This window comes from Microbulbifer sp. ABH2_005, from assembly GCF_056160005.1.
On record NZ_JBSWWI010000001.1, the window covers coordinates 1969635 to 1987755 of the forward strand.

General features: G+C 50.2%; 16 protein-coding genes. 11 read left to right on the top strand and 5 right to left on the bottom strand.

Features of this window, described 5'->3' with window-relative positions; genetic code table 11:
* Positions 1-60: 60 nt before the first annotated feature.
* The 4 genes from ACXAFI_RS08550 to ACXAFI_RS08565 form a co-directional block, all read right to left on the bottom strand.
* Positions 61-405 (bottom strand): metalloregulator ArsR/SmtB family transcription factor, encoded by a 345-nt coding sequence (locus ACXAFI_RS08550; RefSeq protein WP_475108458.1) that lies wholly within the window; start codon positions 403-405, stop codon positions 61-63.
* Between the two features lie 19 nt (positions 406-424).
* Positions 425-844: an arsenate reductase ArsC gene (locus tag ACXAFI_RS08555; protein WP_475108459.1), complete on the bottom strand. Its 420-nt coding sequence runs from the start codon at positions 842-844 to the stop codon at positions 425-427.
* A gap of 111 nt (positions 845-955) precedes the next feature.
* Positions 956-1771 carry an exodeoxyribonuclease III gene (gene xthA, locus ACXAFI_RS08560; RefSeq protein WP_475108460.1) on the bottom strand — a complete coding sequence of 272 codons (816 nt, stop codon included), beginning with the start codon at positions 1769-1771 and terminating at the stop codon, positions 956-958.
* A 94-nt stretch (positions 1772-1865) separates the two neighbouring features.
* Positions 1866-3965 (bottom strand): carboxy terminal-processing peptidase, encoded by a 2100-nt coding sequence (locus ACXAFI_RS08565; protein ID WP_444922192.1) that lies wholly within the window; start codon positions 3963-3965, stop codon positions 1866-1868.
* A gap of 971 nt (positions 3966-4936) precedes the next feature.
* Between ACXAFI_RS08565 and ACXAFI_RS08570 the strand changes: the two genes are divergently transcribed.
* Positions 4937-5596 carry a tRNA-dependent cyclodipeptide synthase gene (locus ACXAFI_RS08570; protein WP_475108461.1) on the top strand — a complete coding sequence of 220 codons (660 nt, stop codon included), beginning with the start codon at positions 4937-4939 and terminating at the stop codon, positions 5594-5596.
* Between the two features lie 173 nt (positions 5597-5769).
* On the opposite strand, the gene ACXAFI_RS08575 is transcribed toward ACXAFI_RS08570, so the two are convergent.
* Complete coding sequence (locus ACXAFI_RS08575) at positions 5770-6312, bottom strand: lipocalin family protein (RefSeq protein ID WP_152453626.1); 543 nt, start codon at positions 6310-6312, stop codon at positions 5770-5772.
* Between the two features lie 610 nt (positions 6313-6922).
* On the opposite strand from ACXAFI_RS08575, the gene ACXAFI_RS08580 reads away from it, so the two are divergent.
* From ACXAFI_RS08580 to ACXAFI_RS08625, 10 genes are all read left to right on the top strand, one after another.
* Positions 6923-8179: an FAD-dependent oxidoreductase gene (locus tag ACXAFI_RS08580; protein ID WP_475108462.1), complete on the top strand. Its 1257-nt coding sequence runs from the start codon at positions 6923-6925 to the stop codon at positions 8177-8179.
* Positions 8180-8453: 274 nt separating this feature from the next.
* On the top strand, positions 8454-9623 hold the full coding sequence (locus ACXAFI_RS08585; protein WP_475108463.1) for a Gfo/Idh/MocA family protein: 1170 nt from the start codon (positions 8454-8456) through the stop codon (positions 9621-9623).
* A 222-nt stretch (positions 9624-9845) separates the two neighbouring features.
* The gene (locus tag ACXAFI_RS08590) at positions 9846-10907 is read left to right on the top strand and encodes a sugar phosphate isomerase/epimerase family protein (RefSeq protein WP_475108464.1); all 1062 of its coding nucleotides are present in this window, start codon (positions 9846-9848) and stop codon (positions 10905-10907) included.
* 56 nt (positions 10908-10963) lie between these two features.
* Positions 10964-12286, top strand: a complete 1323-nt coding sequence (locus ACXAFI_RS08595) for an MFS transporter (protein WP_475108465.1) — start codon at positions 10964-10966, stop codon at positions 12284-12286.
* Positions 12287-12342: 56 nt separating this feature from the next.
* Entirely contained in the window at positions 12343-13353 is a 1011-nt protein-coding gene (locus tag ACXAFI_RS08600; protein ID WP_475108466.1) for a LacI family DNA-binding transcriptional regulator, read from the top strand.
* 78 nt (positions 13354-13431) lie between these two features.
* Positions 13432-14142 carry a 3-keto-disaccharide hydrolase gene (locus ACXAFI_RS08605; protein WP_475108467.1) on the top strand — a complete coding sequence of 237 codons (711 nt, stop codon included), beginning with the start codon at positions 13432-13434 and terminating at the stop codon, positions 14140-14142.
* A 4-nt stretch (positions 14143-14146) separates the two neighbouring features.
* The gene (locus ACXAFI_RS08610) at positions 14147-14365 is read left to right on the top strand and encodes a twin-arginine translocase TatA/TatE family subunit (RefSeq protein WP_475108468.1); all 219 of its coding nucleotides are present in this window, start codon (positions 14147-14149) and stop codon (positions 14363-14365) included.
* Positions 14362-15303, top strand: a complete 942-nt coding sequence (locus tag ACXAFI_RS08615) for a sugar phosphate isomerase/epimerase family protein (protein WP_475108469.1) — start codon at positions 14362-14364, stop codon at positions 15301-15303. The genes ACXAFI_RS08610 and ACXAFI_RS08615 overlap by 4 nt, the downstream gene beginning before the upstream one ends.
* Before the next feature lie 239 nt (positions 15304-15542).
* On the top strand, positions 15543-17339 hold the full coding sequence (locus ACXAFI_RS08620) for a GMC family oxidoreductase (protein ID WP_475108470.1): 1797 nt from the start codon (positions 15543-15545) through the stop codon (positions 17337-17339).
* 1 nt (position 17340) lies between these two features.
* Positions 17341-18036, top strand: coding sequence for a gluconate 2-dehydrogenase subunit 3 family protein (locus tag ACXAFI_RS08625; protein WP_475108471.1), 696 nt, complete (start codon positions 17341-17343; stop codon positions 18034-18036).
* Positions 18037-18121 lie beyond the last annotated feature (85 nt).

Here is an 18121-nt window from a genome sequence, read left to right on the forward strand (position 1 = left end):
AGATAAATTTTTACAGCGATTTGATGTAATTACCTGTTGGGAATCTGAGGCCTGCACGACCTAGCAGCACAAGGTGGCCCTTTGGGGTCTGTCCCCCATCTGGATCAGGTTGTGCAGATCCTCCTCAATAAAGTGCCTATTTGCCTGAAGAGTATCCTGAAGGATCGATTTGGCCCAGTTCCCCAAAGCTGGATTAATACGGTAGAAAACCCACTGCCCCTGGCGGCGATCCTGCAACAGATCGGCACCGCGGAGTAGGGCCAAGTGACGGGAAATTTTGGGCTGGCTCAACCTCATAGCGGCAGTGAGTTCGCACACACAAAGCTCCTCCTCATGGGAGATCAAAAGTAATGTGCGCAGGCGGGTTTCATCTGCCAGACACTTGTAAAACTGAACTGGGTTCAAGGTTTTCCCCAATTTTCGGTTATGCCGCTTTCGCAGCTTTGGTGTATACCAGCACAAATAGCTTGATGCGAGTGCTCAGCTCCAGCACCGTTGTATAAAAGGGTCGAAAGCAGTGGCGGCTGGCTGGATCTTCAAAATCCCAGGATATCGACTTGCCATGTCCTGCGTCGGGTACATACTCCCTGTGGCTCTTGTTGCACAGGGTAATGACCAAGTCAAAGTCTTGGTCGGAAACCTCCTGCAAACTTTTGGAATAAAGCCCTTTGATCGGGATGCCGAAACGCTGGAGTGCTCTGATAGCCCGGACATCCACTGGTGTGGGGTCTGTCCCTGCACTGACTACCTCGAAGAATTCTCCACCGTAATGGCGCAATAAGGCCTCGGCTATTAAAGAGCGGGCTGAATTTCCCGAGCAGATAAACAGGATGCGCCTCTTCATAGGAGTGCTCCAGAACGGTATACCGTTCGACCTAGTCGGCATTATATATGGAAAATCGAATATTCAAAGGACTAAAAAAACCGGGAGTGAGTCCCGGTTATTTCTAAATGCTCAGAGCTTAAACTCTGCCCAGACTGGTGCATGGTCTGAGGGGCGTTCCATAGCGCGAATGTCGTAATCCACACCTGTGGCCACGCAGCGCTCCATCAGGGGACTAGTGGCCATGATCAAGTCAATCCGCAGTCCACGCTTTGGTTCACGGTCAAAGCCCTTGCTGCGATAGTCAAACCAGCTGAATACATCATCTGTTTCGGGATTCATCATACGGAAGGTATCCGCCAGGCCCCAGGCCTCAATCTTTTGCAACCACTCGCGCTCCTCTGGAAGGAAGCTGCATTTACCGTCGCGCAGCCAGCGCTTGCGGTTGGGCTCGCCGATACCGATATCCAGATCGCTTGGAGAAATGTTCATGTCGCCAATGACCAATACTGGGGCTTCGGGATCGCAGGTGGTTTGCAGGTAGGTATCCAGGTCTGCGTAGTACTTTTCTTTCGCCGGGAATTTTACCGGGTGCTCACGATTCTCCCCCTGGGGAAAATAACCGTTGATCACGGTGAGAGGTTTCGAGCCACCAATATCGAATTTACCCATGACCATACGTCGCTGAGCGCTATCGTCATCGGTTGGGAAGCCATATTCGCGATCGATAAATGGCAGGCGTGAGAGCAGAGCGACACCGTAGTGTGTTTTTTCGCCAAAAAAGATCAGCTCATACCCCAGGTCGCGGATGGCATCCACAGGAAAGTCTTCATCGGTGACTTTTGTCTCCTGAAGACCAATGATATCGGGTTGATGGCTATCTACTAAAGCCTGCATTTGGTGCAGACGAGTACGAATACTGTTGACGTTAAAGGAAACGACTTTCATTTCTTCCCCCAAATGAAAAAGGTCGGGCAAGCCCGACCTAAATTGTTGCTGCGCGCTCTGGGTGAGCGTAATTCACCCAGAGCACATCACATTTTTAGAAATTGGCTACTTGCGGCGGGGCCTTGCTGGCCTTGTCAGCCAGTCCGATAAAGTCCGCCATTATATAGCCCGCTTCGTTCAAGATTGGATCTTTTTCCAGCTTGATCTCTACAGGGCCGCCGATAGTTGCCACTTCTTCCGACTCGCTTTCTTCGTATGCCTCGAAATCCTTGTAGGGTTCAAGACCTTTAGCTTCACGGCGGCGGTTCTCCATGGAGAGCAGGCGCTGGTTCACATTTTCACGCTCTTGCTCACGCATCATCTCATTGAGAGAGAGGTGCTTTTTGTCCGCCCGCTCACTTTCAAACTTGAACTGATCGCGCAGGAAAACAAAGTCCGGGTCTGATTCAGTGCGCTTATTGTGCTTGGTGATCAGGTTGGGAATCAGAGTCTTCAGGTTAAAGTACTTGGCGTGAGGCACAGCGTGGATACGGTCCCAGGGCAGGGCGGTATCGTAGGCGCTCTCACCAACACTTTCCGCGTCGATAAGCTGTGGCATGGGGATATCGGGTTTCACCCCGGCATGCTGAGTGCTGTCCCCGGATACGCGGTAGAACTTGGATTGGGTGATTTTTAACTGGCCTTCCTTGAGAGGGGCCATGGTTTGTACGGTGCCCTTACCGAAAGACTGGTTACCGACCACCAGGCCGCGATTGTAGTCCTGAATGGCACCGGCAAAGATTTCGGAAGCGGAAGCCGACAGGCGGTTGATCAATACCATCAACGGACCGCGATACATGGCGCGGGAGCGGGAGCGGTTATGCCTTGAAATCTGCTCGTTGGCGTGACGGATTTGAACCACCGGGCCCTGATCGATAAACAGGTCGGTCAACATGGTGGCTTCCTGCAGGGAGCCGCCGCCATTGTTGCGCAGATCGAGAATGATGCCGTCGACCTTTTCCTCTTTCAGCTCGCTGAGCAGCCTAGCCACATCGCGGGTGGTGCTCTTGTAGTTGGGGTCGCGACGACGGTAGGCGTCAAAGTCTATATAGAAGGTCGGCAGGTTGATCACACCGATCTTGTAGCTCTTCTTGCCGTCTGAAAATTCAAACACGGCTTTCTTGGCAGCCTGATCTTCAAGCTTCACTTTGCTGCGCTTGATCAGGATGGTCCTGTGGGTGCCATCTCCGCCGGTGGGAATGGTTTCCAGGCGAACGAAAGTTCCGGCCTTACCGCGGATCAGGTCTACCACGTCATCCAGGCGCCAGCCGACAACATCGACCATTTCACCTTCTTTATCCTGGCCAACACCCACGATCTTGTCGTTTGGCTTGATCTTGCCAGTGCGGTCAGCGGGGCCACCGGCTACCAGGCGGGCCACTTTGGTGTATTCCTCATCCGCCTGCAATACGGCACCGATACCCTCGAGGGATAGCGACATGCTCATATTGAAGTTTTCCAGGGAACGGGGAGATAAATAGTTACTGTGAGGATCGTAAAGACGGGTCAGCGAGTTCATATAGAGCTCGAACACATCATTACTGTTTTGCTGCTCAAGACGCTTTTTCTGGCCTTTGTAGCGGCGTTCCAGCAAGTCGCGGATCTCCTCATCCTTTTTACCTGTGAGTCTCAGGTTGAGAACACTGCTCTTCAGGCGCTTGCGCCACAGGTCATCGGCATCACTAATGGAGGCGGGCCACTGGCTCTCCTCGCGGTCAAGTTCCAGGGATTCATCGCGATCGAAGTCGAATGGCGGTAATCCGTCCTCTAATTGAGAAAGGATATTGTCTAACCGATCCCCCATGCGAAGACGGAAACGGTTGTAAATCTCGAAGCCAGCTTTGACTTCGCCAGCGCGCAGCTGGTCGTCAAGTTTGGTTTGCCATTCGCGGAACTCATTGATGTCTGAGGCGAGGAAGTAGCTTTTGGTGGGGTCAAGAGCATCGATGTACTCATCCCAAAGGTCTTCCGACATTTCGTCTCCGACCTTGATCTTGTTGTAGTGCAGCATTTCTAGCTTGCCGACAATCTCCCTGGCAGTGCTGCCCTGATCCTTCTCAGGAGCTAGGGGCTCAGTCTCTGCCAGAGCGGTTGTGGAAAGCAGGCCAATGACCAAGAAGCCGGAAAATAGAGCGGCGATCCGATTGGTAAGCATAGGGAGTCTCTTTATACGTCCTACTTCATAGGCGACCAGCCTTTATGGCTTGGCGACCTATAGCTTAGGACAAGTATAAAGGCTGAAAGCTCCGAAGGGCATGAAATACCTCCAATCAGAGATGGATCTTTTCCAAATTGGTTGCATTTAGCAAAATAGATTTTCCTTCCATCTCTTATTTAGGGCATTTAATCTCAATTGGAGGCGTTAGGCATAACGCGACTTTGATTATTTTTACGCCGGAATGTCAATTTCGACCATTCGGTCAATATTGGTGCACTTGGGTGCTGGGAAAATTGACACCGCTAATAAAGAAATGGAATCGAGTTGATAGGGCGTGGTTTTGAGAGCCTCTAAGGCCGAATTTGCCCCAACAAAGAGCTAGGGAGCCTCTGAATAACTCCGTAATACCTCTGCGGGTCTTGAAGGGTGTAAATATTAGGCGCAGCTTGCCGCGAATGGCCGTAGCCCTTTGCAAGAGCTGCAACGCAGCAGATGCGGCCTTCAAGACCCGCCCTTCGGGGCTTGCAGAACGATTCACACTCCGCGCTGCGACTTCTTGAAAGGTCTAGACATTCCTGCGAAGCCGCGCCTTGATTGTGACCGCTCTGCAAGCCAGAGGCATCACGGAGTTATTTAGAAGCTCCCTAGAGCTTCTTACGGCGAGTTGCACCAAAAAACGGCAATCTTCCAGCACCGCAGAGTCATTCTGAATTAGTTCAGAGGCCTTTTAAATGCGTACTGCTTCAACGTGGCTTAACGGTCACGCCCGAGGGCTCAATTAATGGGATTGGTTACCGATTATTTATATCTAAGACATATGTACTGATATTGAAGGTAAGCATCTAGACGAGAGTTAATTGCGGTTCAGCTAAACCTTTTCAGTTTGATGCTGGTCTTTATTCCCGGTAAAAAAAGGTTGCACTGAATCGATCCACTGGCTCCCAAATGCTGTCCCTTGGAGTTGCAGGATGAAAGTTGAGTTTGCAACATCGCGTTCACAAGAAATCTATGAGATGGCTGACCTGGCAGTAATAGGAGTAAGCCCTTTCAATAGCTACTTCTCCGAGGGGCAGATTGCCCGGCTTGCAGAATGGGCGCAAAGTCATTTTAAGCGAGTCATGTTTTTTATTCCGGATAATGCTGCTGAATATACACAGATCGCGCTTGGCTATGAGAAAGAGAAGGCAAGAAAAAGAGCTCGACGCCAGTGCCACTACCTGCATAACAAGGTTTATCGCGCTTCGGGCGCTTGTGCCGTGGCCAGTGAATTGGTTGACTCTGAGTGGTTAAAACAGTCTCAGCTATATTCTCGCTGGCTCTATCAGCTTGAGCAGGAGTTTCACTTGAATGATGGTTTCCGCAAGGGTTGTTTGGAGGCCAGTAGATGGGTGCTGGAGCACCATCTAGCGGAAGAAGAAATTACTGTTGAAATGGTTTCAATAGCGGTGAGGTATCTTTTGGCGGAGTTGCCGGTGATTTTGCATTCTGCAGATATCGTGGGAACAGATTCCTCATGCTTCTGCTATCACAGCTGTCCCAGATACTTAGATGACCTTTTTCACGAGAGTGGCCGAGAGTCTGCGAGGGAGAGGAATGGTTATGTGATTGTGAAAAATGACGGTGAGTAATAGTAGACGCTATGGCCTGCGAATGTGGTGTGAAAGGACACAGTTAATCTAGAAAGTACATTTACAAATAGAAGTAAGTCATTGATATATATGTATTTTTAAAAACTTAATGTAAATTCTAATTTTCAGGGGGCGAGTGAAGCAAAAGCTCCGCTCGCCTTTGGTTCATTGGATTAATTTGGTAGCTGTTTGGTCATTATGATGTGGTCGATATTGTAACCGTGCTTAGTGACAGCCAGTTCCAACAGCTCATCGACAATGGCCTCATTGAGCTGTGGAGTGCGACTCAGAATATAGAGGCTGCTGCGATCGGGGTCGCCCACGAGGGACCATTGATATGCTGGGTCAAGCTCTAGAACCCAATAGTTACCATTGGTTTTCCCATCGAAGAATGAAACCGCAAGCTTGCTATTCGTATCATCTAGAGGGACAGCGGTGCCTTGCACACTGATGGGAAAGCCGTACTTTGGGTGTAGGATTCGGCAAAAATTGAAAACACTGAGTGTGCCATCATCGTTGAGACCATAATCTGCCGTGACTGCTGTACAAGCAGGCTGGAAGATCTGTGGCAATCGGGCTATTTCATACCACTTGCCAACGTACTGATAAACGTCCACGTAGGGGACCGTCTCAAGCTCAGACTCATTATCAGCCCAGGAGAGATGCGCTCCAAAAGCCAATAAAAGAACCCCCAAACCTTTTGCCAAACCCTTCATATTCACATTTCCTTGTCATTGGATTGAATCACTTTCCACCGTACCAATTGTGCGATGGCAAACTCTTTACGGAAGGCAAGCTGGAACGGATTAATCAATTGTTGGTTTGGGGCAAAGCTTCATAATAACTTCAAGAATGACCAGCACTGCCCACTAAACTTAGGAAAACCGGTTGACAAAGAGGGAAACCTTAACTGTCTGCCTATTCATTAGCGCAGTAGTAAGGAAGCAACAGTGAATAAAAAACCATCACTTTCGGCTGTAGTTGCATTGACATGGGCGGTTAGTTGGAGGGCGATCCTGATCAATCTTCCAATTTACATGCCGTTTTCCATTCTATCTAAACTGGGCTACGAGTTTCCTGTCTGGTTTTGGTACCTTCTTTGTATCTTGGGTGGGTTTTTGTCTTATGTTCTTGCATTTTGGTGGCTCCTCTCGCGAGGTTACGGCGCCCAAAATCCCAGAAAATTGAAAATAGTTGAATAAAAGAGTTGCAGTAAGCGGGTATCAAACGAGATAGGTTGAGGCCGCCCCAACAGCATCCTCGTAAATTCATTTCGGTAACAGAGGTTGATCACTACTCCAATCAAACCAATAAGTAGGCCACTCTATGTCACAGGAAATTCCCGTTGATGTGCTGATCCTAGGAGGTGGTATTCAGGGAGTAACTCTGATGAGAGAATTGATACCAGAGTATTCGGTGATACTGGTCGATGACGAGTTCGGTGACGCCGAATCCCTGCATTTCCACGGGTATTTCTCTTCCGGTTGGAATGCAGCCAACCCCCAGGCTGCTGAAATTTACCGGTGTGCCGCGCAGCGCTGGCACAAAGAACTTGCGACAAGTGGCGTGAATAGTCGCATAACAGATTTCCATGCAGCGCTGACTCCAGGCTTTCTAAAAACTGTTGAAGATAACTGGGCCAGAGCAGGTATTCCTTTTGAGGAAGTTGAGCTGCCAGAGATCTTTGATCCGGATGATTTGCCAGCAAATCGCAGGTTCAGATTTCCTGATGATCTTATTTTTGATGGAGCTGCAGCCTATCGCAGTATCAGCGAGCCCCTGAGGAAACAAATCTATCCTGGGAGGTTGGCCTCGTTCCAGTTTGGAGGAGCAGGAATTGAGAGGGTAACTCTGGATATGGATGGTCGCTCTTGTGAGGTAAAACCAGAGTTGGTGATTTCTGCTTGTGGCGCGGGGAATGCTGAGGTGATTCGGCACTTGGGTGTGGCGGAGGAGCAGATACAGAATGCCCAGTTAGTAAGACCTCTGCATATGCTCTTGGCTCGCGGCCCCAATATCCCGCCGGTTTCAGCTTGTTTAATTGACGTGATAGTGGTGTACCACCCACTGGAAGGAGGAGAAGGGCTCTGGATTCTTACGCTTAATCCAGAAGTTCCCAAGTTCAGGGCGGGTGTTGTCGACATGCGTATCCCGCCAGAAATAGAGAATGATCTACTTTGTGCATCTTTTGAGCGCCTGTCCAGTGCGATGGTGGCGTTCGAGGCTTGGGCGCAAGGCTGCCAGTGGTCGGTATATGCGGGCTGGAAAACAGATGCGCCGGGGCCAGATGGGGATCCATTAGTACAGCTGGATTATCCCACTCCGTACCAATTAGATGATTTTGGGATACAAAACTTTCTCGCGGTATGGCCAAACCATTGGGGTTTGGCTGCTAATGTCGCCGATGATGCTGGAAATTGGGTGCGGTCCAAGCGTAAAAGCTGTCATCCCCAGCCGGGCGCCGATAGTGGATTATCCCCTGGCTCGGGGGCTGGCCATCCTTTAGAGAATAAGTGGCAGAGCGACAAGCTCAATTGGCAGTGTTGGGAAGATTTTGCTCGGAAAGTGGGCTATCACCGTTAACTTTAACCTCTTCGGGTTAATCAATTTGATTGGTTTCTGTTCGATATGGACATAAATACATCGGTCTAAGGCGCAAAATAAACGTCTTGTAATGAAACTGTTGCTTGCAACGGTGAGTTTTTTCTGTATCTTAAAACAAAATGTAACCGGTTACATTTTGCTGCAAGGGTCCGTGAAAGAAGAAATGGACCAATAGCGAGGCAAGATACTTGGCCGGATAGCAATCCAAAATAATAAGAACCTGGTTGCCAAAGGCAGCTATATGGGAACTGGTATGGGAAACAAAATAAGAATGGGCATGGTCGGTGGTGGAGAGGGTGCCTTTATTGGTGCTATCCATCGTATGGCAGCTTCCCTCGACGGTGAGATAGAGCTGGTGGCGGGATGTTTTAGCAGTAATCCCGAGCGCGGCCGTAGCAGTGGAGAGAAGTTGGGCCTCAACCCCGAGCGTGTTTACCAGAGTTATGAGCAGATGTTCCTGGAGGAATCCCAGCGTCCTGTTGATGAGCGCATAGAGTTTGTCTCTGTGGTAACTCCCAATGATTTACATCTGCCAGTTTCTATTGCCGCACTGCGAGCGGGGTTTCATGTTCTTTCTGATAAGCCAGCCGCTTCCACGCTTGAGGAAACCCTTGCGCTCAAAAATGAGGTCGTGCGGAGCGGCCATCTCTATGGTCTGACTCATACCTATGCGGCTTATCCACTTGCGACACAGGCCAGGGCAATCTTAGCCAGGGGAGAACTAGGAAAAATCCGCCGAGTGACTGTTGCCTACCCACAAGGCTGGCTGGCATTGGCTGGCGACTCCAGCGGAAGTAAACAAGCCAGTTGGCGGACAGATCCCACACGCTCGGGGGAAAGTGGCTGTTTTGCCGACATTGGTACCCATGCTCATCACTTGGTCGAATTCTTTACCGGTCAGCGTATCTCTGAGGTCTGTGCGGACTTGCAATCAGTAGTCGACCAAAGGGCTCTGGATGATGATGGTGCGGCGCTATTTAAATTAGATCAGGGTGCGCGCGGCACCCTGACAGCCAGCCAAGTCTGTGGTGGAGAAGGGAATAACCTGAATATCAGCGTTTATTGCGAACATGGCTCGCTGTTCTGGGAGCAGGAATCTCCCAATCAATTGCAATTAAAGCGCAGGGGGCAGCCAGTGGCCCTTTTGAAGGCGGGTGCAGACAGTGAATACCTGGATGACGAGGTCCGAGCTCTTTGTCGAACCCCGCAGGGGCATCCTGAAGGTTATATAGAGGCCTTTGCGAATATTTACCGCGACTTTGCTGCCCAGGTTCGATGCCGCCGGCAAGAACAACCCATTAAAGAAAGTTCTGTCGTGGGGGATATTGATGCGGGTGTCCGTGCTATGGCATTTGTGCGCGGTGCATTGGAAAGCAGCCGTGCGAGTTCTTCTTGGGTGGCGCTGGCGCCTTATTGGGAATAAGCAGCTAAATCGTATTGATTCATTTTCAAATAATTTAGGAACCTCTGGCAGGGTGGAAGTCCGGCAGTTAGTACGACACAGGGAGGTGTCGATGTCGGCCCAGTGCCAGTCCGCTTTTGGAATGACAGCATTGTGCTTTTCAAAAGAAGCAGGCTAATCACCCAGGAAGGATTGATTGGTTACAGAGGTAAATAAGTACAGCAGTAAAAAGGATAAGAATAAATGAAGGCACCCAGAATTCAGGGGCCCGGGATATTTCTCGCCCAGTTCCTCCCTCCGAGCGACCAACCGGCTTCACTGGAGTCTATGGCCTGCTGGGCATCGGATCTGGGTTATAAAGGCATTCAGGTTCCCACTTGGGACAAGCGTATCTTTGATCTGGAATTAGCCAGCAGTAGCCAGGCTTACTGTGATGATGTTTTGGGAATCTGTGAGAAGGCGGGAGTAGAAATCTCAGAACTGTCCACGCATTTGCAGGGCCAGCTGGTTGCAGCGCATCCAGCATATAAAGAAATGCTGGATATTTTTTCCCCAGAGGAAGTGCGAGGCAACTTGCCAGCCCGCGCTGAGTGGGCGAGCAATCAACTGATGTTGGCTGCTCGTGCCAGTGCCAATCTAAAGCTTAAGTCGCACGCTACATTTTCTGGCGCACTACTTTGGCATACTTTTTATCCCTGGCCCCAACGCCCCGCAATGTTAGTAGAAGAGGGCTTTCGCGAACTGGGCCGGCTGTGGCGCCCTATATTGGATGCGTTTGACAGTGCTGGAGTTGATGTCTGTTATGAGCTTCACCCCGGTGAAGATCTGCACGACGGGTTGACCTTTGAACGTTTTCTCTACGAAGTGGAGGACCACCCAAGAGCGAATGTCCTCTATGACCCCAGCCACCTGCTTTTGCAGCAGATGGACTACCTGGCTTTTATCGATATCTATCACGAGCGAATCAAGGCGTTTCACGTGAAAGATGCTGAGTTCCATCCGAGTGGTAGGGCCGGAGTTTATGGCGGTTATGCCCCTTGGATTGATAGACCTGGCCGCTTCCGTTCCCTGGGCGATGGTCAAGTGGACTTCCGTGGGATTTTCAGCCGCTTGACCCAATACGGTTACGACCGCTGGGCGGTACTCGAATGGGAGTGTTGCATTAAGGATCAACAACAGGGGGCCAGTGAGGGTGCACCATTTATTCGGGATCACCTGATTACCGTGGCAGGCAAGGCTTTTGATGATTTTGCTGGTGCAGAAACAGATCGCGCGCGAAATCGTCGGATTTTAGGATTGGATTAAATTTTTCCAAACCAAGTGAATAACCAATAACAATAAATCATGCGGAGACTGGATAGATGAGTACACAGACAAAATCCCTGCATAAGAATGTCTTTCTTGTGGGGAACCTCTCGATTTTTATGATTGGCCTCGGATTTGCTGTGAGGGCTTCAATCGCCGGTGATCTCCAAAGCGACATTTACGATCCTATTGATCTTGCCAACTCTACCGCCATGCTTGGTGAAGCCCTGGGTTTCACTTTCACAGGTTTTGCTCTCACCTTGTTATTTGGAAGCGCACTTGTGGACTTGGTCGGTATCAAGCGAATGCTGATGCTCTCATCTATAGGCTATGTATTGGGCAGTTTGCTTATTATTGCTGCCTCTTTTGTGGCTCCTGGGGAGGGAGTAGAGAATCTGGTACTAGCCGGCCTGTTACTGACAGGCTTGGGCTGGGGTGCCGTGGAGGCAGCCAGTAATCCTATGGTTGCTGCAGTCGACCCAGATAATAAAACGCAACGTTTAAATGTACTACATGCCTGGTGGCCTGCGGGCATTGTGGTTGGAGGATTACTGGGGTTGTCAATCTCTGCCCTCGAGCTTCCCTGGCAGTTGAACCTTGTCGTGTTGGCACTGCCGGCTGTTGTTATGGCTTGGCTTGTGGCTAAAACAGATTTCCCAGTTACTGAACGGGTTTCTTCCGGTATCAGTTATGGCGAAATGTTTAAAGAGGTATTCAAGCAGCCGATGTTTATCCTGCTGTGGGTGTGCATGTGGCTGACCGCCGCAACCGAGCTGGCCCCTGGGCAGTGGGTAGACCTGACCCTATCCCGAGTAGTTGGCATGAAGGGTATTCTTATCCTTGTTTATGTCAGTATGTTGATGTTTGTGATGCGCCACTTTGCCGGACGGCTGGCAAAGAAACTGTCTCCTATTGGACTTCTATGGTTAAGCAGTCTCCTTGCAGCAATTGGGCTCTATTGCCTGGGTATGGCTAGGACGCCAGTAACTGCATTTTTGGCAGCGACTGTCTGGGGCATTGGTGTTTGTTATATGTGGCCCACTATGCTGGCCACAGTCTCCGAGCGTTTTGTGCGCGGAGGGGCATTGTTTCTGGGATTGCTGGGTTTTGCCGGTGGTATGTCTATCCAATTTGTTTTGCCAAAGCTTGGCGCTATTTTTGACAATGCCAAGATTGAGGCAGCGGGGGGCTTGGAGGCCTTTGAAAAGCTGAGTGGGGATGAGTTGGATGCGGTATTAGCCACCGCTTCTGTTGAGTCATTCCAGTCACTGGCTATAGTGCCACTTATCCTGCTCCCCATTTTTGCCTTTATTTGGCTTTGGGATCGAAGGCAAGCAGCTAGCAAATCAGAAGCCGCCGTTTCAGTGGGGAATCCGTAGATGGTATCCGTCTGTGCGAAAATAACTCGCTTCTAATAAGTAATTAGCAGGAAATTATGTCAAACATTCGCGAAGTTGCACGCCGCTCCGGCGTATCGGTCGCGACCGTATCCCGGACACTGAAAGATCCGCAGATGGTCTCTCCGCGAACCAGAGAACGGGTGCTAAAGGCTGTAGAGGAGGCGGGCTACCGGCCGAACCTCCTTGCGCGGAACTTCAGTTCGGGAAAGTCATACGCAGTGATGGTTTTGGTTCCCAATATAGCCAATCCATTCTTTTCCCGGGTCATTCGCGGGATTGAGAAAGCTGCTCAGGACCAAGGCTATTCGGTGCTGCTGGGGGACACAAAAGGGGATTCCAGCAATGAACAATTTTATGCAGGTATGGCGCTAACCAACCAAGCGGACGGCGTTATCCAGCTTGGTAGTCGCTATCCATTCGCAGAGAAGGACACAAACCTGGCAGCATCTGTTCCGTTAGTGAATGCCTGTGAGCGAATAGCAGAAGATGATCGTTATCCAGTGGTGGAGTTGGATAACCATGGTGCTGCCCAGGAAGTCGCGCGGCACTTGATGGAGATGGGGCACCGTCGCATCGGGGTTATTACCGGGCCCTCGCAAAGCCCTATAGTGCGAGACAGGCTGTCCGGATTTTCCGAGGCGCTAAAAAAACGTGGGTTAGAACTTGATCCTGAAATGGTCGTTCATGGGGAATTCACGATGACCTCTGGGCAGAAAGGCGCAGAGGCTTTGCTATCGACCCCCCAGCGGCCGACTGCCATTTTTTGTATGAACGATGAGATGGCAATTGGTGCTGTGCACCAAGTGAAGAGAATGGGCCTCAGGGTGCCGGAAAATGTGTCTGTTACAGGATTCGATAACATTGAATTCTCCCAATTCACAGATCCGCCTTTGACTACGATCAACCAGCCCGCAGAGGAGTTAGGCCGTTACGCAATGGAAACGCTGCGATTGATTATCGATGGCAAGCCATTGAAATCCAGCCGGACTATTTTGCCCTTTGAGCTGGTGGAACGGGAAAGTACAGGTCCTTGTTCGGACAAGTGAGGGCTGCAGATTCCCATGGACTCTTGCCCTTAAAAGAGCCGTATTGATTAGATTACAGCGTTAGGTGTGGAGATAATAATGATGAAAAACCTTACTAAAGCCAGATCCAAACTATCCCTAGTGATTGCAGCAGTGATGCTGGGAGCTGCAGGTTGCGAGCGGGTGCCCGAATCGAATGTCCAACAAGCGGACGGAGAGTGGCGTTACCTGTTTGATGGAGAAACGTTACAAGGCTGGACCGGCACAAATGGCTCACAAATTGGAGAGGCCTGGCAGGTTGTTAATGGCAATCTGGTCTTGACCGCCGGAGGGGCTGGGGATCTGGTAACAGCTGAACAATTCGAGGATTTTGAATTGCAGCTGGAGTGGAAAATTTCTGAGGGCGGCAACAGTGGCATTATTTATCGTGTCGCTGATGGAGATGCGCCAGTTTGGATGAGTGGCATGGAATACCAGGTGTTGGACAATACTGCGTTTCCCAACCTGGAAAAGCCAAGCCACAGCGCCGGTTCGGTGTTTGATATGTATGCGCCCAGTGAAGAGAGTGTCAAACCTGCGGGGCAGTTTAATCACACTCGTATACGCGTAGAGAGCGGAAAGGTCGAACATTGGTTGAATGGCAACAAGATTGTTAGCTACGAGCTTTGGTCCGAGGATTGGGGCAAGCGTTTGGCGGGCAGCAAGTTTTCGAATTATCCAGATTTCGCACGCTCTGAAAGCGGCTATATCGCTTTGCAGGATCATGGTGACAAAGTCTGGTATCGCAATATAAAAATCCGGGAGCTATAAGCTCATGGGTATTTCAGGAATCAGTCTCTGGCAAATCCTGATAGTACTGGTGCTTGCAGTTTTACTGTTTGGCGGCGGCAAGATTCGTCGTATGGGAGAAGACCTGGGGGGAGCAATCAGTGGCTTTCGCCGCTCTTTAAAGGATAACGGAGAAGAAGGCTTCTCTGCAGAATCTCCCTCAAAATCTGCTGCTGAGGTTTCCCAAATAGGAGGGCGGCAATGACTATCAATAGAAGGCGGTTTTTGGCAAATAGTGCAAGGCTGGCAGCTTTGGGGCTTGCTGCCCCCCTTATTGGGTTCAGTCATCTTAGCCACAGCGCTGCAAGTGAACGCTTTTTTAAAATCTCATTAGCCCAGTGGTCCCTGCATCGGCAACTGCGAAGTGGAGCTCTCAAGGTTCTGGACTTTCCAGTAAAAACACGCAAAGTCTTTGGCATTGAAGCGGTTGAGTATGTCAATCAGTTCTTTAAGGATCAGGCAAAGGACTTGAAGTTTCTCGCTGCAATGAAGGCTAGAGCAGAAGACCATAATGTTCGCAGCCTGTTGATTATGGTTGATGGCGAAGGCGACCTAGGCGACCCCGATAAAGGCAAGAGAAAGCAGGCCATAGAGAACCATTACAAATGGGTCGAAGCGGCTAAGTACCTCAATTGTCACTCTGTACGTGTCAATGCCGCAGGGCAGGGGAGCCGCGAAGAAGTGGGTAAGGCTGCTGTTGAGGGACTGCGCGCGCTTTCGGAATTCGCCCGGGATTTTAATATTAACGTGATTGTTGAGAACCATGGTGGCTACTCATCGAACGGTGAGTGGTTGTCACAAGTCCTTCAACGTGTAGATATGTCCAATTGTGGCAGCTTGCCGGATTTTGGAAACTTTGGAGATTACGATCGCTATTTGGGGGTTCAGCAACTAATGCCGTTCGCCCAGGGTATCAGTGCCAAAAGCTTTGAGTTCGATTCAGCGGGAATTGAAATCAATACGGATTTTGCTCGGATGTTACGGATCATTCGCGATGCGGGTTATCGAGGCTATATCGGCATTGAGTTTGAAGGGCCGGGAGATGAGGACCATGGAATCTTGGCAACTAAGCAGCTGCTTGAGCAGCTTGGCAGGAGGGTGGAGCTGTCCGCGCAACTAAATGAAAAAATCGATAAAATTTAGTTTCGAATGTAACCGGTTACATATTTTTAATTTATCCAGACGTGAAAATATGTACTTTAATGTCTGGTTTTTTTAAGAAATCAGACTCCAGCACTAAAAAATTTTACATTTAGACTTTATTAACGCCCAAAGAAGGCAGAAAAATATCCTAAAAATGAAACCGGTTACAGGAAAATATCTCAAATTGATAGAATTTAGCCGGTCAGAAGAAAAATAAATGATCATGTAGGAGAGATGTTATGGCGAGTGAAGATATCGAGAATAAAGAGTACGACGCCTTAATAGTCGGCTCTGGCGCTGGGGGCGGCATGGCTGCCTATGTGCTGGCCACAGCCGGTTTAAAGGTACTGCTGCTTGAAGCAGGGCGATCCTACGACCCGGTCAAAGAAACCCCTATGTTTAATTTGCCCAAAGACGCACCCCTGCGCGGTGGTAGTACGCCGGAAAAGCCGTTCGGCTTTTACGATGCGACAGTGGATGGTGGCTGGCAGGTACCCGGCGAGCCCTATACCCAGGGATCTCGAGAGAAAGGTCGACGTTTTGACTGGTGGCGAGCGCGTATGCTGGGTGGCCGCACGAACCATTGGGGGCGTATTTCCCTGCGTATGGGTGAATACGACTTTAAGCCCTACTCAAGGGATGGGCTCGGCTTTGACTGGCCCATCAGCTACCAAGACCTGGCACCCTACTACGATAAAACCGAGATGCTTATTGGTGTCTACGGCACCAATGAGGGATTGGAAAATACTCCGGACTCTTCCGACGGCGTATTATTGCCGCCCCCTAACCCCCGTGCTTATGAACTGCTAGCGAAAAAAGCTTGTGATAAGCTGGGTATCCCCGTGATCCCCTCACACTTGGCGATTCTCAGTGAGCGCCTCGACCATGAAAATATTCCGCAGAAACTGTTCCCCGATAACAAGCTTGCCCAGGATGTAACCCGCGAATCGATGAAATCCCGCGCAGCCTGTTTTTGGGCCACACCCTGTGGTCGCGGTTGTTCCATTAAGGCAAATTTCCAGTCCACCACAGTACTACTGCCTCCTGCGTTGGCTACAGGCAACCTAGACATCATCACTGACGCGATGGTGCGCGAAGTTACCGTTAATAAGAGAGGCAAAGCCAACGGGGTGGTTTACATTGATAAAATCACCCGCCAGGAAAAGTTTGCCAGTGCCCGCGCCGTAGTCATCGCGGCCAGTGCCGCCGAGACATCCCGCATTCTTCTCAATTCAAAAAGTACCTTATTCCCAGACGGTCTCGCCAACGGCAGTGGTGTTGTAGGTAAATACCTGATGGATACTGTGGGTGCGGGAGTGGGTGGTCAAATTCCAGCCCTGGAAAATATGCCCGCCCATAACGAAGACGGCGCGTCGGCAATGCATATGTATATGCCGTGGTGGCTATATAAAGAGCAGTTGCGCGGAGATCTGAATTTTGCGCGCGGTTATCACATTGAATTCGGTGGTGGCCGCAGTATGCCTGGAGCCGGTGCCTTCGGTGGTATGGGTGATTTTACCGAAGGTGCCTATGGTAAAGATCTGAAACAGGCCTGCCGACGTTACTACGGTTCCTTTGTCTGGTTCGATGGTCGTGGGGAAATGATCCCTAATGATGATAGTTACTGTGAAATCGACAAGGACCAAGTTGACCAGTGGGGTATCCCGGTTCTGAAATTCCACTGGAAGTGGAGTGACCAGGAGCTCAATCAGGCTGCCCACATGCACAAAACCTTCGCCGAAATTATTGAGGGTATGGGCGGCAATGTGACCACAACGGTACAGACCGATGGTGCCAAGGCCATTATCAACGGTGGTGCGATTATTCATGAAGTTGGCACTGCGCGAATGGGCTCCAACTCAAGAGATTCTGTACTCAATCCTTACTGCCAGTCTTGGGAGGTTCCGAACCTCTTTTTAACCGACGGCGCTCCCTTCGTTTCCAATGCCGATAAAAACCCAACCCTAACCATTATGGCGCTGGCTTGGCGTACCTGTGACTACATTGTGGACCAGTTTAAAAGGAGGAACATTTGATATGAGCAAGGATAAAACAAACCTGAGCCGCCGTAATGCCCTGCGTTTGATTGCTACTACTGCGGCTGCGGTCCCAGTAATCGGTTGTTCTGAGAAAGCAGCACCAAAAGTTGAGTTGAAGCAAGACAAACCGGCAACGAAACCAGCCGTTAAAAGTCTGGATGCGCCTAAACAAACTTTAGCCAGGGGTACACCAACAGATCCTGATCTGCTTAACCCCGTCGTACCATGGGAAATGCAATTAGATGCGCGTGAGCTGGCGGTACTTGCAGCGCTTTGCGATGTGATTATACCTGCAGATGAAATTTCACCGAGCGCTTCTTCAGTAGGTGCACACCATTACATCAATGAATATGTCAGCGCACCTTATTCCAACAATAAGGCGGACCTTGTCACTATTCGCGGAGGGGTAGTCTGGCTCGAGGGAGAGTCCAGGCGCAGGTACCAAGGCCCATTTGTCGAGCTGAATGCATCTCAAAAAATTGCCATTTGTGAGGACATCAAATGGACTCGCACCGCGAAGCCAGAATTCCAAGCCGGTGCACGTTTCTTTGCCAAGGTGCGAGTTCTTGTATCTACCGCCTTCTACACCACCGAGGAAGGCATGGCGGATATTGGCTACGTAGGCAATAGGCCTATGGCCAGCTTCCCTGGCGCACCGCCTGAAGTATTAAAACGACTCGGCTTAGAAAGCTGATAACCGTTTAAGGCAACCCCCTGGGAAAGGGGTTGCCTATAAAAGTAAGCCAGGGATGGATAGATCTGAAACCGGGCTTATTCCG